This window comes from Pseudomonas sp. DG56-2 (genome assembly GCF_004803755.1).
Lineage (GTDB): Bacteria > Pseudomonadota > Gammaproteobacteria > Pseudomonadales > Pseudomonadaceae > Aquipseudomonas > Aquipseudomonas auratipiscis.
The window spans coordinates 2166790-2183935 of the sequence record NZ_CP032311.1; the positions used below are offsets into that span (position 1 = coordinate 2166790).

General features: G+C 58.0%; 10 protein-coding genes and 1 pseudogene. 5 read left to right on the forward strand and 6 right to left on the reverse strand.

Translation table 11 applies throughout. The features are described from left to right. Positions 1–42: 42 nt before the first annotated feature. Positions 43–1035, reverse strand: a complete 993-nt coding sequence (locus D3Z90_RS09915) for an SUMF1/EgtB/PvdO family nonheme iron enzyme (protein ID WP_136475568.1) — start codon at positions 1033–1035, stop codon at positions 43–45. A gap of 561 nt (positions 1036–1596) precedes the next feature. On the opposite strand from D3Z90_RS09915, the gene D3Z90_RS09920 reads away from it, so the two are divergent. Further along, positions 1597–1890 (forward strand): DUF3077 domain-containing protein, encoded by a 294-nt coding sequence (locus D3Z90_RS09920; protein WP_136475569.1) that lies wholly within the window; start codon positions 1597–1599, stop codon positions 1888–1890. A gap of 7 nt (positions 1891–1897) precedes the next feature. Here the strand turns inward: D3Z90_RS09920 and D3Z90_RS09925 are convergent, their stop codons facing one another. Both D3Z90_RS09925 and D3Z90_RS09930 read right to left on the reverse strand, forming a co-directional pair. Next, entirely contained in the window at positions 1898–2101 is a 204-nt protein-coding gene (locus D3Z90_RS09925; RefSeq protein ID WP_136475570.1) for a hypothetical protein, read from the reverse strand. A 360-nt stretch (positions 2102–2461) separates the two neighbouring features. Next, positions 2462–3034: a LuxR C-terminal-related transcriptional regulator gene (locus tag D3Z90_RS09930; protein ID WP_136475571.1), complete on the reverse strand. Its 573-nt coding sequence runs from the start codon at positions 3032–3034 to the stop codon at positions 2462–2464. Positions 3035–3182: 148 nt separating this feature from the next. On the opposite strand from D3Z90_RS09930, the gene D3Z90_RS09935 reads away from it, so the two are divergent. From D3Z90_RS09935 to D3Z90_RS09950, 4 genes are all read left to right on the forward strand, one after another. Beyond that, positions 3183–4361, forward strand: coding sequence for a thiolase domain-containing protein (locus D3Z90_RS09935; protein WP_136475572.1), 1179 nt, complete (start codon positions 3183–3185; stop codon positions 4359–4361). Positions 4362–4363: 2 nt separating this feature from the next. After that, positions 4364–5896, forward strand: a complete 1533-nt coding sequence (locus D3Z90_RS09940; RefSeq protein ID WP_136475573.1) for a class I adenylate-forming enzyme family protein — start codon at positions 4364–4366, stop codon at positions 5894–5896. 53 nt (positions 5897–5949) lie between these two features. Then, positions 5950–7290 (forward strand): MFS transporter, encoded by a 1341-nt coding sequence (locus D3Z90_RS09945; RefSeq protein ID WP_136475574.1) that lies wholly within the window; start codon positions 5950–5952, stop codon positions 7288–7290. A gap of 375 nt (positions 7291–7665) precedes the next feature. Further along, positions 7666–13326, forward strand: a complete 5661-nt coding sequence (locus D3Z90_RS09950) for a CHAT domain-containing protein (protein WP_168198452.1) — start codon at positions 7666–7668, stop codon at positions 13324–13326. Between the two features lie 15 nt (positions 13327–13341). Here the strand turns inward: D3Z90_RS09950 and D3Z90_RS27345 are convergent, their stop codons facing one another. From D3Z90_RS27345 to D3Z90_RS09960, 3 genes and pseudogenes are all read right to left on the reverse strand, one after another. Next, positions 13342–14097, reverse strand: coding sequence for a methyl-accepting chemotaxis protein (locus tag D3Z90_RS27345; protein ID WP_371922315.1), 756 nt, complete (start codon positions 14095–14097; stop codon positions 13342–13344). A 102-nt stretch (positions 14098–14199) separates the two neighbouring features. Further along, positions 14200–15468 (reverse strand): annotated as a pseudogene (locus D3Z90_RS27350) (HAMP domain-containing protein); the annotation flags it as partial. Between the two features lie 68 nt (positions 15469–15536). After that, positions 15537–16892 carry an APC family permease gene (locus D3Z90_RS09960; protein WP_136475577.1) on the reverse strand — a complete coding sequence of 452 codons (1356 nt, stop codon included), beginning with the start codon at positions 16890–16892 and terminating at the stop codon, positions 15537–15539. Between the last annotated feature and the right edge of the window lie 254 nt (positions 16893–17146).

Sequence of the window (17146 nt, forward strand, 5' to 3'; positions counted from 1 at the left end):
CATTTAATTTATGATACTAAAGTGTGCTTTAACTTGAATAGATCACAACGCGAGTTCAGATTGGATTGAGCAGCGGAAACCTATGCCTGCATAGTGGCCACCTTGTACCGGTTCTACGCCCCAGCGTCGAACAGTACTGGCGCTTAATAATGGGTCCTCTAGCATGTTCGTACCCCGCCATACTCTCTGTGTTCCGGTATCGGGGCCTTGGGGATTTTCGATAGGGGAATAATGATAGTAATTTTTGTCATACCAATCATTGACCCAGTCCGTTGCATTTCCTGAGAGATTGTAAATACCTAAAGAATTAGGCGGAAATTTATCTACAGCGAACGTGTCAAGGATATGGGGTTCTGGGAAATTTCTTCCATAATTTAAGCTTCCATTGTCAGTGGGGAATATGATTTTTTGTCCTCGATTACGGGCTGCAAATTCCCATTGCGCCTCGGTTGGTAAATCGACTGGATAGCCACTGAGCTGCCCGAGCCATATACAGTAATCCTTCGCCTCTTGCCAGCTCTTTGCTGGTGCTGGAAGATTGGGGTAATGAAGGTCAATCAAGTCTTTTCGCTTGCGTCGCTCAACATTAAAAACAGGCTTTCCATGAACGGTGAAGAATAAATCGAAGCCTTCAATAGTTGTCTGAAATTTCGAAAGGTAGTAGCTGCTCAGTTTGACTGGATGAACAAGGTCATCATCGCCGAACATGGTTATATTACCCATCTGATTTCTATCCATTCCGCAGGGCCAGTCACATAAATTGGTTGGGTCGTCATCAAATGGCCACCCAAAATCCCCCATCAGAAATTCACCACCCTCAACAAACACCATATTATCCAGTGATCGCACAACAGTATTGAGCACTTTGCTGCGCGTCTCGGCGGAAAGGTTTGGGTATTTTTGCTCAATGGTCGAGGCGATTTCTGCCACCTTATCGACGGAGAGCTTCTGGCTTTTGGGGTGGGGGAGCGACTGTTCCTGGCAACCTGCCAATAGCAAGCAGGTACAGGTGGTGATCAACAACCGACTTGGCACGGAGGTGTCCTTGTTCAGGTGAGACAATAGTCAGAAACCAGCCACCAGTAACAACCTTGGGTGAAGCCGAGATTTCCATCGAATCTTACAGGTGTAATGAATACACAGGAGCAGCGGGAAAATCTTTCAGAATTTCCTGATTCCATGTAGTCCATTTCCTATTCATACTTTTGCCGCCTAAAAGCCATTGCGGCGCTTTAGATCCAGCTCTAGTCTCGCTCGGTCGTTGCCAATTCAACGACCGGTTTTGACAGACCGAATTCAAAGTGAATCCGCATGTGCTCGCGTTATGGCGGCTGTACGTGGGGCACCTTCGTGTGCGCCGGTTTTCCCTTTGCTTTGCCGGTCTGTCAACCCACGTATAGCTGCCACCTTTGTTTGACAGCAAAGGTTGTGGCAGCTCCCTAAAGCAAAGGAGTTCGTCATGCTAAAAATCGTCCCCGATCCACCACTTCATCCCCGCCAACAATTCACCTCATCGACCCACTACTCACCCACGCCTATGTGTTCCTCATAGCCCGGCGCCGTTGCATAAAGGCCAACTTGGCCAGGGAGGTTGGGATGGATAAGAATCCGCGATTCGGCAGTGTTTCGAATCTCAAGACAGTAGGTGTCGCAACCTTCGGTGAAGGCGAGCGCGGGGAAGGTGTACAGCGGTTGTTTCGGGTCGAGCCAGGGCACAGTGCGGAGTTTGTGTTCGAGCAGGTATCAACGTTGATGGCCTGTGCGCAAACGCTGACGTTGCAGGCTGGGCTGGAGGAGGATGCGACGAGCGCCTGGGCGGCGCATTATCTGCTGGGTATGGCCAAGGCGTTGGTCGACGACTTGGCGCACAGCTTGCTCGCCGCTACCTAAGGGTGGATCACAGCGATGCGGCAGTCAGCTCGATGTTTCGGTCTTGAACATCAATGATAAAGGGCAGCGGCAGGTGGTGTGGCGTATCAAGGGATGAAACCTCGAAACCACCCACGACCAGGGGCTGACGCTGCTCAAGGGCGATTGATTCATCCGCCAGCCTTTTGACCATTTTCGCGTGGTTCATTGCGATTTCATTGAGCGTTGACACGTTATATCTCCGATAGCTGAGCAGGCGTCTTGTAGGCGCCCTTGGACGTTGATTTTGGCCGCTGCCGCGTCAGAATTACGTCTTTTCGGGGCCGCTGAGGCGGCATTTGCAATAGCCACGCCAGAGCTGCTGGATAATTGGCTGTCGCGAGATCCAAGGCGACGAATGGCGACCAAGTGCTATCAGAAGATGGGGCATGAGAGGAATCGGGCCGGTCAAGATATACATCTATTTTCCGGTGACCTCATCCCCTCATGCTTGGGTTATTTATAGGCTGAGCGGCGCCGCGCCACAACTGACAAAAATACTAGGTTCTGGCGATTCGGGACGGACGGTACTGCCTGATAGCGGAGCCATCCCTCAGTTCAAAACGATAATCCGCGACACCAACTCCGCGCTGTTCTTCGCCTGCAACTTTTTCATCAGCCTTGCCCGATGCACTTCCACCGTGCGGTGGGAGATGTTCAATTTACGGCCGATCTCTTTGCAGGTCAGGCCGTTGACGATGTGCGCCGAAACTTCCCGCTCCCTCGCCGTGAGGTTAACGGTGGGCCGAAACACGCGGTCCATCCGTTCAAAGTGCCACACCATCAGTTGGAACGGGTCGTCCGGGGTCAGGGTGTAGCCATTGGCCCGGGCCCAGAAGACTTCGCCGTTGTGGTGCTGCATGAATCGCTCGTCCGAGTAGGCGCCATTCTTGGCGTGGCGCAGCCAGCTCAGGCTGCGTTCGCCGATGGCCTGGTAGTCAGCTTTGGAGGGGTAGAGCTTGAGAATGAGCTCGCCAAGCAGGTCGCTGCGCTGGTAGCCGAATAGGCTTTGGAAGGCCTCGTTGAGGTCGAGCATGCGTCGGTTGCCGGTGATCACCTGGGGCGCAGGCGACACCTGGAACGCCAGGCGCTCAAGGTCTTGTAGTTGTCGGGCGGGGTCGGTCATGGCGCTGGCCTGCCTGTTTCTTGTTCAGTGTTGCCACGCAGTATCCATCAATCGAGCTACTGATCCCTATACGTAGTTGCACGAATAGCGAGGGCTTTGTGCTTGGGGCCATTGTAGGGAACGCCTGATCAACAAAAGGACAAAAACCATGGCTACCGATTCTGTCAGCATCGTCGCTGCCGCCCATTCACGCTTTGGCCGCTTGACCGATGCCACGCTGGAAGACCTGATTGTCGATGTAACCCGTGCCGCCCTGGCTGACGCTGATGTGGCTGCCGCGGAAATTGATGCGCTGTTTCTCGGACACTTCAATTCGGGGCTGGTAGCCGATGGCTTTCCAGCGTCGCTGATGTTGCAGGCCGATCCCGCGTTGCGCTTTAAACCAGCTGCTCGCTGCGAAAATGCCTGCGCCTCTGGGGCGGCGGCGATTCAGGCGGGGATCAATGCCATTCGTGCCGGCGAAGCAGAGTTGGTGCTGGTGGTGGGTGCCGAGAAAATGACTGCCAATTCCACCGAGCAAGTCACCACGGCGTTGGCCGGGGCGGGCTACCAGCATGATAGCGATGAGGCTGGGCTGAGTTTTCCGCAATTGTTTGGCTTGGCGGCCGCTCATTATGAACAGCGCTATCAAAGCCCGCTGTCGGCGATGGCGGCCATCGCCGCGAAGAACCACGCCAATGCCATGAGCAACCCGTTGGCGCAGATGCACAAAGCGATGAGTTTTGAGCACTGCAACACTGTTTCGCCGAGCAATCCATACATTGCCGAGCCTCTGCGCCTGACCGATTGTTCGTTGGTGAGTGATGGCGCGGCGGCGATTGTGTTGGCGTCGAGCAAGCGTGCACGGCAGTTCCGTCGCGAGGTCGCGATCAAGAGCATGGTGCAGGTCAATGATTACCTGCCCTTGTCTCGCCGCGACTTGCTGGCCTTTGAAGGCCCGCAGCGGGCAATTCGTGCAGCGATGGACAAGGCACAGGTGAGCCTGGGCGAGTTGAGTTTCGCCGAGGTGCACGATTGTTTCACCATCGCCGAATTGCTGATTTATGAGGCCATGGGCTTGGCCCCACAAGGGCAAGGCCAGCGGGCGCTGGAGGAGGGTATTGTCCAGCCCGGTGGCAAGCTGCCGGTGAACCTGTCCGGCGGGCTCAAGGCCAAGGGGCATCCGGTGGGCGCAACAGGTGTATCGATGCATGCCTTGGCCTTTGCTCAATTGACAGGTAAGCCGATTGGCCTGGCGGCGCCGAATGCCGAGTTCGGGTTGCTGTTCAACATGGGTGGGATGGCAGTGGCCAACTACGCCTCGGTGCTTCAGGCACGGAGGGCGTAACGGTGAATATTGCCAATTGGTTGCAAGCTGCCGCGCAACGCTGGCCCGAGCGCCCGGCGCTGTTTGAGGGGCACCGGCAGATTGCCGATTACCGTACTTTTGCCAATCGAGTGCGCGGTTTGGCGTTGCAGTTGGTTCACGAGCATGGAGTTCGCCCCGGTGAGCGGGTAGCTCTGTTCATGAAGAACTGCTGCGAGTACCTGGAGTTGATGTATGCGGTCTGGTGGATCGGTGCCGTGGCTGTGCCGATCAATTGCAAGCTGCACCGCAGCGAGGCGGCCTGGATTGTCGACAACGCCGAGGCGAAGCTGATCTTCACTGACGACGGCCAGGTCTTTGCGCGCGGCGAGCTGGCTGAGGGCTGCTTCGAGCAGGCGGGGCGCGAACGCGTGATCGCCGATGTTGGCGCTGCACTGGCAACACCCTACACCTGCACGGCCGATCATTTGGCCTGGTTGTTCTATACCTCGGGCACCACTGGACGCTCGAAGGGGGTGATGCTTTCCCACGGCAACCTGGTGGCGATGTCTCTGTGCTACCCAGTGGATGTTGATCCCGTCAACGCTGACGATGCCGTGGTATATGCAGCACCGATGTCTCATGGCGCCGGCTTGTACAACTTCATACATGTGCGTTGTGGTGCGCGGCATGTGGTGCCGGCGTCGCGCGGCTTCAAGGCGCAAGAAGTGTTCGACCTGGCTGCCCGGCTTGGCGACGTTTCGCTGTTTGCCGCGCCGACCATGGTCAAGCGTATGGTCGAGCAGGCGCGCGTGGTCGGCTATGCCGGAGACGGGATCAAAACCATTGTCTACGGTGGCGCGCCAATGTACCTGGCGGATTTGCAAGAAGCCGTGGACACCTTCGGTGCGCGCTTGGTGCAGATCTACGGCCAGGGCGAGAGCCCGATGACCATCAGCGCCTTGCCCCGTGAAGTGATCGCCGATCGTCAGCGAGCGGATTGGGCGGGTGTTGCGGCTTCAGTGGGACTGGCGCATTCATGTGTCGATGTGCAGGTGCTGGATGGCGATCGTCGGCCCTTGCCGTTCGGCCAGCCCGGCCAGATAGCGGTCCGTGGGCCGACGGTAATGCAAGGCTACTGGCGCAACGAAGCGGCCAGCCGTGAAACCTTGGTCGATGGTTGGTTACTGACAGGTGATATCGGCTTTCTTGATGAGCAGGGCTACCTGACCCTCACCGACCGTTGCAAGGACGTCATCATCTCTGGTGGCAGCAACGTGTACCCACGCGAAGTTGAGGAAGTATTGGCGCTGCACCCGCAGGTGTTCGAGGTCTGCGTTGTCGGTGAGGCGGATGAGCAGTGGGGCGAATCGGTGGTGGCCTTTGTGGTATCCCGTGATGCGGGCCTGCTGGATGAGCACGTACTGACTGCCTGGTTCATCGAGCGCATGGCTTCGTTCAAGAAGCCGAAGAAGTATGTGTTTCTCGCCGAGCTGCCGAAAAACAGCTACGGCAAAGTACTCAAGACTGAATTGCGCCACTGGCTGAAGGAGGCCGCAAGCGCCGCCGTTTTGTAAACGACTGATGTAGGACCGCTTTCCATCAATAAGAACAAGACAGGAATACTGCTATGGCAAATCTTCAGCACAATCCGGCCCGGCAACGGCGGCGCGCGTTCATCGGAGCAACCTCCGGGCACCTGATCGAATGGTACGACTATGGCGTCTACGGCTTTCTGGCGGTGTACATCGGCCAGGCGTTTTTTGTTTCCGATGATCCGACCACCAGCCTGCTCAGTAGCTTTGCCGCCTTCGCCTTGAGTTTTTTCATCCGTCCCTTGGGCGGGTTGTTCTTCGGCCCATTGGCCGACAAGATCGGTCGGCGCAAAACCCTGATCACCGTGCTGGTGATGATGGCAGGTTCCACCTGCCTGCTGGGCATGCTGCCCACTTATGCGTCCATCGGCATCGCCGCTCCGATTCTGTTGGTGTTGATCCGTTGTGTGCAGGGCTTTTCTGCCGGTGGCGAGATCGGCACCATTACCAGCTTTATCTCCGAGTATGCCGGGCCTGGGCGGCGCGGCTTCTCCACCTGCTGGTTGATGGTGACGGCAGTATTGGGCCTGGTGCTTGGCGGTGTGGTAGCCAACGGCATGACCTGGGCGCTAGGTGCTGATCTGATGCAGGATTGGGGCTGGCGTATTCCCTTCCTGGTAGCAGGTCCCATGGGTTTGATCTCTATGTATATCCGCCTGAAGCTTGAAGACAGCCCCGAGTTCCTTGCCTTGCAGAAAGCGGGAGAAACCTCCAAGGCGCCATTGCGTGAGGTATGGCAGTGGAAGCGGGCGATTGCGTTGGTGTTTTTCATCATCACCCTGCACAGCTCGATTTTCTACCTGGTGCTGACCTTTGCCTCGACCTACATGTCGCGCATTCTCAAGTTCGACAGTGGTACCACGCTGCTTTACGTGTTCATTGCCAGTCTATCGGCAGCTTTCGTCATGCCGTTTGGCGGCATGTTCACCGATAAATATGGGCGCAAGCCGTTCCTGATGGTGGTGGGGGTGTTGGCGACAGCGTCGATGTATTGGTTCTTCAAGGCTGCACCAACAGCCACTGCGGCGTCTTTCTTCTATCCGCTGATGGCGGTGGCGATTCTGTTTGGTCTGTACGCTTCGTCCACTTACGCAACCATGAGTGAACTGCTGCCCACGCGGATTCGCTCGACGGGAATCGCGGTGGCCTACAACATTCCTGTGGCAGTGTTCGGCGGCAGTGCGCCATTGATTTCTACCTGGTTGATTCAGCAGACCGGGGACATTTCATCGCCTTGGTACTTCTATATTGGCACCGGAATTGTGTCGCTGATTGCCTTGGTGGCATTGCGCAAGGAGGATTTTGTGGCGTGCCACGGGGCAACGGAATCAGCGCCTGCCCAGGTCGACTTGAAGCTGGCAGGCACTGCGGTGTAGGGGGGGGGAGGAGCGGGCTTGCCCGCTCTTTGAAGGGGAAGATCAGCCGCAACGAGGTATGAAATACACGCGATAAGAAACAGCATTCGCTGAAGACTTTCGCTATTAAAGAAGTGCAGTTGTTATATTTTTGAAACACCATTCTTTTGGCGTATTTTAAAAACATAGGGAATGTTTGAAATCTAACTAAGCATGAACTTTAGTGAGGGGGTGGATCCAGAGGGATTGATCGTGAAGCCAACTGACGCGCCCCCCCTGATTAAATTGCCCCTTCAGCCATCTGCCGATACTGCCGCAATTGCACCTGCGCCCCTGCCGGCGCCAACCAGTCGCGGTATCAATGCTGGATCAACCAGCACACTGGACAACATACGCGTGCTGAAAACCTGGCAGTTGGCACCTGCTGCACGTGCCAGTGAGGCGCCGCGCAGTGAAACATTGCACGATCCCCATGCTTTGCTGGCGCTGGATGCCAATGACGGCTCGACCATCTATATTCGCGCCGATGCGTTGGTCGAGCAGTTGCGTCGAACCCGGCCAGATGTTGTCGACAGGGACGGTTCGGTCGATTTTGCCCGCTTCATAGACATCCAAGGCAAGAACCGTGGGGCTGCGGATTGGGTCTGGCGGCAAGTCCGGCAATTGGTGCTGGACGATGATGGCATCACTGACCTGGCCAAGGAGATTTTCAAAAGCAGGGCGACTGACATGGCTGTCGACTGGGCCGCGCAGAAGGGCGCCAGTGCACTGATGGAAGCCATCGAGCGGCAGTTGGCGGGTGAGCCCGGTCTTTACCGCTGGAACGGTGGGCTGTTGAATCCCCAGGATCTGATTGCAAGCGACCAGGTGCTGCAGGCCGGTAAACCTATCTTGCTGTTCATTCATGGCACGGGCTCGCACACGCTGGGCAGTTTCGGTGAGTTGCCGGCAACGGCAGCCTGGAAGGATCTGCAATTGAAGTTCGGCAGCCAGATTGTCGGTCTTGAGCATCGCACGTTCTCGGAAAGCCCCATTACCAATGCCCTGCAAGCGCTGGTTCATTTGCCGAAGAAGGCACGGGTGCAGTTGGTCAGTCATTCACGCGGCGGGTTGGTTGCCGATCTGTTGTGCATGGACCCCTATGATCCGGACTTGCCACAGTGGATCGCGCATTACCGCCGTGAACCGCGTCCCGATGAAGTCGAGCGGGAAAAACAAGATCCGGCGTTAACCGCGCAGCGCCTGGAGTTTGCTCAAACAGAGCGGGCTAAACTCCAGAGCCTTGTAGACCTGCTCAAGGCCAAGCAGCTCGATATAACCCATTATGTGCGCGTGGCTGCTCCTGCCCGTGGCACGGCCTTGCTCTCTGATAATCTCGATGTATTTCTCTCCTGCCTGCTGAGTCTGGTGCGCAAGTTTGCCACCTGGGGTATTGGTGCGGCGGTGGGTGCCGTGGCTACACCTGCCGCCGGCAGTGCCACCGCTCAGCTTGCTTCGCGTAGCCTGAAGCTGTTGGAACGGGTGGTGTTGGAGATCGCTGACAAACGGATGCAACCGCAAGTGGTGCCTGGCATCGAGGCCATGCTGCCAGAGGCACCCATGGCCATGTTGCTGGCGCGAGCTGCGCCACTGCCGAAGCTGAAAATGGCCATCGTTGCCGGCGATACCGAGGATTCGGCCAGCGGGATTGTGCAGCGCATCGGCTACATGTTCGTCAATTGGGCGTTGTTTGATCGTGCTCGCAACGACCTGGTAGTCAACACCGACTCCATGTATGGCGGCTTGTTCGATCATGCCAACGAGGCGCATGCCATGGCGGTCGAAGGGCCGCAGGTCAATCACTTCCATTATTTTCGCGACACCGTCAAATTTCGAAATCGTCCACTTCCCAGCAGCCTGAGCGACTGGCTGCTGGATCGGCTGACGATGACCCGGGGCGCCGAACCTTCATCAGCGCGGGGCGCTGACACCGTCGAAACGGTGAAAGTGTATGTCGAAGGTCAGCCTGCTGTGTTCCTGATACCGGGGATCATGGGTAGCAGCTTGAGCGTTGGCGACGAAATTTTCTGGCTCGATCCCCTCAAGCTTGCCTTGAGGGGGCTGGGCAGCATTGCCATCGATGAGCCGCGGGTCAGCAGCAAGGACCTGATGAGGTTGGCGTATGGAGATCTGTACAAGTATCTGGATAAGGCCCACAACGTTATTGCCCACTACTACGATTGGCGCCAGCCGCTTGAGGACCTGGGTGCGCAACTGGCAGTCAGGTTACGCGATCAACTCAAGGAGCATCCCACTTCCAGCATTCGCCTGCTCGCGCACAGCATGGGCGGCTTGGTGATACGTGCCGCTTTCAGGCAAGACCCCGATTTATGGAAAGACCTGATAACCCATGCCGATGGGCTGGTGATCATGCTGGGCACCCCCAACCAGGGTGCCTACTCGATGGTGGAAACCTTGCTGGGGCAGTCCGACACCATTCGTATGCTGGCCCGCGTGGACCTTAAGAATAACTTGGCGGACATCCTGAAAATCGTCGCCGACTTCCCCGGAGCGTTGCATCTGTTGCCTGCCCCAGGGTTTGTCGATATCGGCGGGCACAGTCCGGTGGACTTTTTCGCGGCGGCCAGTTGGAGCCAGTTGGCCCTGAACAACGATGATTTCTGGTTCGGCAAAGAGTTGGGTGCTCGGCCTCGCGCGGCAGTGCTCAAGCAAGTGCAGGAGCATTGGCAGCGCCTGGCAGATAACAGTTGGATCGACTTGGCGCCTGAGCGCATCAGTTATGTCTTTGGCCAGGGCAAGAACACTCCCTGTGGCTTGGACATCAGCGGCGAGCAACTGATGCTGCGCGGCACTTCGCAAGGCGACGGCACCGTGACCTGGCGTTCCGGCAAGTTGGGTAATCTGCCCGATAATCGTTACTGGTACATGCCCGTGGTGCACGGTGAGCTGGCATCCACCAAGCACTATTTTGCCGAGATCGAAAGCTTGCTGCACAAGCGTACGCCTGCGCTGCTCAAGCGTCTGCCGAGTAGTCGTACAGCCGAGCGCAGCACGGCGCTGGTCAGCTTTCGAGGTGGGCCACCCGCCTATCCGGCCGATGCCCAGTTGCTGAGTCAGGTGCTCGGCAACAGCAGCAGCCTGGAGCCAAAACCTGAGCTGACCACGCTGAAAATCAATGTTCTGGCGATGAACCTCAGTTGTGTGCAGGTGCCGCTGATCTGCGGTCACTACCGCGGCGACCCGATTTCTGGTGCCGAAGCGGCCGTCGATCAGACACTGGTCAACGGTGCACTGACCCAACGCCAACGCCTGGGCTTGTACTCTGGTGAGTTGGGCAACACCACGGTGGTGCTGGTGCCACGGACGGCTGCCGAGGTGAGCCGTGGGACGGGGCGGGGTGCGTTGATCATCGGTCTTGGTGAGATGGGTGAGCTGACCGCTGAAGGGGTGATCCAGGCGGTGCGCAGTGGCGTGTTGCGTTACTTGCTCAGTGCGGTGGACCAGTATGCCCAGGTTACCCGCCTGGACGACCCCAACAGACCCGATGATCTGCTGCCGTTGCATATTGCCAGTTTGCTGCTGGGGACCAACTCCAGTGCGCAATTGACTGTGGACGAGTCGATCCGCGCGGTGACTCTCGGGGTGCTGCAGGCCAACCGTGACTACGCCGCGGTTTGTGTCGGCCCCAAAAGCCGTGCAGCGGCGGTGACGCGCCTGGACATTGTCGAGATGTTTGTCGATGCCGCAATCTGTGCCAGTTATGCCGTAGCCAACCTGGACAGTGAGCTGGCAGGTGAGTTGCAGCGCTTGAACAGTCGGTTGGAGGTTGCCCAGGCCGTGCAGTTCGGTGACGGGGCAAGACCACGCCTGAGCGTCACGCCTCCGGGTGATTACTGGCCACGTTTGCAGGTCAGCAGTGCCGACAGCCCGGGGCAAGCGGCCAACAGAGCTGAAGCCCGTTTCGACCGGCCGGCGCAACGCTTCAACTACCTGTACATGGGGCAACGCGCCCGCGTCGAGGCGGTCGTCGACCAGCGTCAACCGGGCTTGCTGGAAAAGATGGTCGACAGCGCCTTGCGCGGGCCGAACAGCACCCGCTACGACTCGGCGGCATTCTTTGGTAACAGCCTGTTCCAGTTGATGTTGCCATTAGGCTTCAAGAGCGCGGTGCGCAAGTCGGACAATCTGATTCTGGTGCTCGACGACAGCAGCGCCAATTTGCCATGGGAAATGCTCGAGACCGACGGTGTGCCGATGATTTCGCGCACGCGTCTGGTGCGCCAGTTCATCACCCAGCGTTACCGCCGCGAAGTGATACGTACCGACCTGATGAACGCCTGTGTTATCGGCAATCCGGATACCCAGGGCTACTTCAAGCAGTTCAGGCCCAAAGGCGACGGGCCTTGGCCGGAACGTCTGGCTGACTTGCCCGGTGCCCTGCGTGAAAGCCTGACGGTGGGCCAGGTGCTGAACGGTGCGGGCTATACCACCTGGAGCCTGCCCGGTGGTGCCAGTGCCGTGGACGTGTTCGACCAACTGTTTGCCAGGCCTTATCGAGTCCTGGTGATTTGCGCCCATGGCGTTTACCGCAGCAAGGACAGCAACGGCCAACTGCGTAGCGGGGTGGTGTTGTCGGATGGTTTGCTGCTGACCGCTGCCGAAATCGATCGGATGGAAACTGTGCCAGACCTGGTGTTCCTCAGTTGCTGTCACCTGGGTAAGATCACGGTCGGTGAAGCGGGTGGTAACCGCCTGGCCGCAAGTCTGGCCCAGGAGCTGATCAACATGGGCGTGCGCTGTGTGGTCGCGGCGGGCTGGGAGGTCGATGACAGTGCGGCGTGCTGTTTTTCAGAGACCTTCTTCACGCGCTTGGCCATTCACGGCGATCACTTTGCCGAGGCGATCAGTTGTGCACGTCTGGACACCCTCGAGCAGTTTCCCGCCTGCAATACCTGGGGCGCCTACCAAGCCTATGGCGACCCACTGTTCCAGCTCAGGTTGCTGCCTCCCGGCGATAGCAACAACACCTGCTTGCGGGGCACTCCAGAATTGCTCGATTGGCTGGAAGGCCAGCGCTTGTCGGCGGCCAACACCAATGCCGCAGCGACGGCAACCGGATTCGACCAGCTTCAGGAGCAGGTGCGCAGACGCCTGGAGGGCCTGCCGGACAGTTGGATCAATCAGGCCGAGGTTCAGTACGGCCTGGGTCTGCTGTACAGCGAATGGGATGACCCCGAGGCGTTGGCGGCTTCACGCAAAGCGCTGTTGCAGGCGTTGGCGCGCTTCAATGGTCGTGGTTGTGTACCAATGACCGCGGTGGAGAAGCTGATTGATGTAGAGATTCGTCAGGCGTACCTCGTCGCCGATCCAGTCGACGGCACTGCTGTTGCTGATTTCAAGGAAGCGGCAAGGTTGATCATGGCCGCCATCAATCGTGCCGATCAGTTGAGTGATATGTGCGAGGATGTGCCGGGTGAATCGATTGCTCGCCGACAAGTCATGCGCGGGCGCGGCCTCAAGCGTCAAGCGCATATAGCGCTACTGGAAAGCGTTACCCAGTCACGCAATGAAGAATTGGATGGACGCATCAGTCGAAGCCTTTTGGCAGCAAAGATGGCTTATGCGGCAGGGGAGGATAGAGACTCACCTGACTGGAATCCTTACGCGATGCTCAACCGGGTCCAGCTGGAGGTTATGTGCCTTTCGAAAAAGCTGTCGATAGAAGATCTTTCACGCTGTGAAACCGAAGCTCAGGCGCGTTACAAGCAGTCTTTCGGTGTTTTCGATGCAGTGATGAAGGCCGATGTACTGCTTACCCGCTGGCTGATAGGGGTGACCCGAGAGGTGAATGCGGCTGGCGCTAAGGCTTGCACCGAGCGCGAGCTCAACGACAGCTACGATGATGCGCTGGCGGGCCAGCGCATATCGGAGCGGCAGTTCGAGTCGGTGGTACGGCAGTTGCAGATGATCGCCAATTGGCTGGCCTGGTCGGGGAAAGCACCCGAAGCCAAAGTGCTCGAAAACATCGCCAGGGTCCTGAAGACCCGGCGCGGATAATCGCACGGCTGATGGCTACACCTTGAACGTCGCCATCAGGCCCTGCTGGTGATTGGCCAGGCGGTTCAGCGCCTGGCTAATTTGTGCCGATTCCTCGGCTTGCCCGGAGAGCGACTCGGTTACGTCACGAATGCTGGCAACGTTGCGATTCACTTCCTCAGCCACGGCGCTCTGCTCCTCGGCGGCAGACGCTATCTGCAGGTTCATATCAGTAATCACCGCCACCGCATCGCTGATCCGCTGCAGCGCCGGCACGGCCTGCTCGGCCTGGCTCACGCTGCCCTGGGCCTGGCGGTGGCTGCTGTGCATCGATCCGACTACTTCGCGAGTACCTTGTTGCAGTCCCTCGATTACCAGACGAATTTCATCCACTGAGTCCTGGGTGCGGCGCGCCAGGTTGCGCACTTCATCGGCAACCACGGCAAAACCACGGCCGGCTTCTCCAGCGCGCGCGGCTTCAATGGCAGCGTTAAGGGCCAGCAGGTTGGTCTGGTCGGCAATGGCGCGAATCACTTCAAGCACCGAACCAATCTGTTCGCTGCGGTCGGCAAGTTGCTGCACCTCGTCCATGCCGGCGGTCATTTCACAGGCAAGCTGCTCGATGGCATGGGTGGTGGTGCGGATCAGCTCCAGGCCTTCGCGAGTAGCCACGTCGGCGCCGCGGGCCGCTTCGGCGGCTTGAGCTGCGTTGCGTGCAACGTCCTGGGCGGTGGCGCTCATTTCCTGTGAGGCGGTGGCCACCTGATCGACTTCACGGTATTGCTGCTGCATGCCGGCGCTGGTCTGGCTGGCGATGGCTGCCGACTGGTCGGCGGTACTGCGAGCATCCTGCACCGAGGCTTTGACGTCGGCGATTACTGGTTGCAACTTGTCGAGAAAGCGATTGAACCAACCGACCAGTTCGCCCAGCTCGTCCTGGCGCGGGTAGTTCAGACGGCGGGTGAGGTCGCCTTCACCGCTGGCAATATCCTTGAGCATGGCGGCAACGTTAAGAATCGGCCGGGTTACACCTCGGGCGGTCATCCAGATCACGATCAGGCCCACGATGGCGGCAGCGAGGGCCATTAGCAGGCTGTTGAGGTTGGCGCTGTTGTTGGCGGCATCCAGACGAGTGTTGAGCGCCAGCGCGGGGGCCTGGAGGATCTGCTCGGGCACCTCGAGCAGGACACTCCAAGGCTGCGCGCCGGGGACCGGGGCAAATGGCTGGCTGACCTGCAGCATGCCGTTGTCTTTCAACTCCGCTGCTTTGCCTGCACGCATCTGGGCGGCCAGGGTACTGGCTTGCTGGCCGAATACCTGGTCGATTTTCTTGCTCAACTGGCTGCCGTCGCGACTGTGTCCGGCCAGCAGGCCGGCGGGGCTGACAATGCTGACCTGGCCGTTGCCGTCAAACAGTTCCTGGCGGCCGTCGAGGCTCAGTTGCTGCAAGCTGTCGAGGCTGATGTCCAGGCCCATCACACCAATGACCTTGCCGTCTTGCTTGAACGGAATGGCAATGCTGGTCATCAGTGGCGTGCGATCGCCAACGGTATCGAAATAGGGGTCGATGACACAGGCTTCGCCGGTTTCCAGTGGGCATGTCAGCCAGCGGTTGTAGGCGAAACCGTTGGCGCCCAGGCTGGTGTCGGCGAGCATCTCTTCAGGCATTGCCTCCGACGTCAGTTCGCCGGGCTGCGGCTGTGACCAGTACAGGGAAAAACGCCCGCGCTCATTGCTGCCGACCTCGGCCTGATCAACGAAGGCGCCATCGTTGCCATCCAGGGCGTTTGGCAGGAACACGACGTACAGACCAAGCAACTCGGGATTGGCCGCCAGTGCGGTTTTCGCCTGCTGGGTCAGCGCCTGGCGCAGGTTGTCGAGCCCTTGGGCCTTGAGCACCATCATCAGGTGCGAGACGCCGTTGCCATACAGGTAGGTGTCCTTGAAGTAGCGCTGGATATGCGCGGCCTGCAACTGGGCATAGGTGTGCATGCGCAGGCGGGCATTCTCATCGAGGATTTGGGTATTGGCGCTATTGACCAGTGCAGCGCTGCGGCTGGATTGAAATAGAGCCGCCCCCATCAGCAACACCACGATGGCCAGCAGGCAAAGGCCGGCGAGCAGGGTGATCTTCCATTGAATGAGCAGGCGGCGCAGCAGCATGGTGACATCCTTGAAGTGGCAGGTCGTTGAACGGCGAAAGCCCGTCGATGTCGACGGGCCATTTCTTGTTACTCGGCAATGAAGCTGGGCGGCGCTACCTTGAAGGCTTTAGTCAGGTAGACCAGGTACAGAACCCCTAGCGTTGCCCAGACCCCACCAAATATTAGCGAGTGCTCATCCAGGTCCAGCCAGAGGATGGCAATGATGCAAAAGCCAATGGTCGGCACCACCAGATACTTGAATTTGTCGCCCAGGGTCTTGTTGCAGCCTTCACGCAGGTAGCAGTGTACGATCACCGAGAGGTTGACGAAACTGAAGGCTACCAACGCGCCAAAGTTGATCACCGAAGTCGCGGTCACCAGGTCGAAGAATATCGCCGACAGAGAAATGAAGCCGACGATGGCAATGTTGATGACCGGGGTTTTCCACTTGTCATGCAGGCGACCGAAGTAGCGTCGGGGGATGACATTGTCGCGACCCATCACATACAGCAGGCGCGATACGCTGGCTTGTGAGGCCAGGCCTGAAGCCAGGGTGTTGATGAACGTACAGCAAATGAAGATCGACTGGAACAGCTTGCCGCCGACATACAGGGCGATTTCCGGCAAGGCGGCCTCGTGATCCTGGAAGCGGTCCATGGTTGGGAAAAACGACTGGATGTAAAACGAGACGATGATGAACACCAAGCCGCCGATCAGCGCAATCAGGAAAATAGCGCGCGGAATGACCTTTTCGGCGTTCTCGGTTTCTTCGGACAGCGTGGTGACCGCGTCGAAGCCCAGGAATGAGAAGCACAGGATGGTGGCGCCAGCGACCAGTGCATTGAAATGGGTGTCCTCAGCGGCAAACGGCATCAGGCTCCAGGTAGTGCCTAACCCTTCGCCACTGTGCAGACCGCGCACGGTCAGGTAGATGAATACGCCGATGATGACGGCCTGGATGGCCACGAACAGGGTGTTGAAGTTGGCTACCAGGTTGATACTGCGGATGTTGATCAGGCTCATGATCGTCACAAAACCCACGACCCAGGCCCAGGCCGGTACTTCCGGGAACATCACCGACAAGTAGAGTTTGGCCAGCAGGGCGTTGACCATGGGCAGCAGCAGATAGTCGAGCAATGACGACCAGCCCACCAGAAAGCCGACATGAGGATTGATGGCGCGGCGTGTGTAGGTATAGGCCGAACCGGCTTCGGGAAAGCGACGCACCAGTACGCCGTAGCTTACGGCAGTGAAGAGGATGCCGAGCAGGGCCAGCACGTAGGCGCTGGGGACGTGTCCATCGGTGATCCCGGAAACAATGCCGAAGGTGTCGAAAACGGTCATCGGGGCGATGTAGGCCAGGCCAATGATGACCACCTGCCAGAGTTTCAAGGTCTTTTTGAATTGGGTGTCAGGTGAAGGTGCAGACGAAGAGACTGGCATGATGGATGGCGCTTGCCCGTATTTGTTTGAATTATTTTTGAGTGGTGAGGCGAGGGGGAAAATAAGAAGTGTGGGAGAGGTGTGTCAATTAAATTCTGACAAAATGTGTATCGATGTGATCGGTTTTTTGCCGAGAAATGTGGGGAAATGGCTCTATTGCGCGGATTTTGGCCTGGCGACCGGTAGTTTCTGTTGTCGATTAAATTCGACACTTCAGCCGTAGTGATACCGATTATTATCGGTTTTCTGCCCAA

Bases quoted from the DNA above. Each gene is read 5' to 3' on its own strand.
- D3Z90_RS09960 (WP_136475577.1), bottom strand. From the start codon at position 16,892: ATGCCAGTCTCTTCGTCTGCACCTTCACCTGACACCCAATTCAAAAAG.
- D3Z90_RS09930 (WP_136475571.1), bottom strand. From the start codon at position 3,034: ATGACCGACCCCGCCCGACAACTACAAGACCTTGAGCGCCTGGCGTTC.
- D3Z90_RS27345 (WP_371922315.1), bottom strand. From the start codon at position 14,097: ATGCAGCAGCAATACCGTGAAGTCGATCAGGTGGCCACCGCCTCACAG.
- D3Z90_RS09935 (WP_136475572.1), top strand. From the start codon at position 3,183: ATGGCTACCGATTCTGTCAGCATCGTCGCTGCCGCCCATTCACGCTTT.
- D3Z90_RS09945 (WP_136475574.1), top strand. From the start codon at position 5,950: ATGGCAAATCTTCAGCACAATCCGGCCCGGCAACGGCGGCGCGCGTTC.
- D3Z90_RS09920 (WP_136475569.1), top strand. From the start codon at position 1,597: ATGGATAAGAATCCGCGATTCGGCAGTGTTTCGAATCTCAAGACAGTA.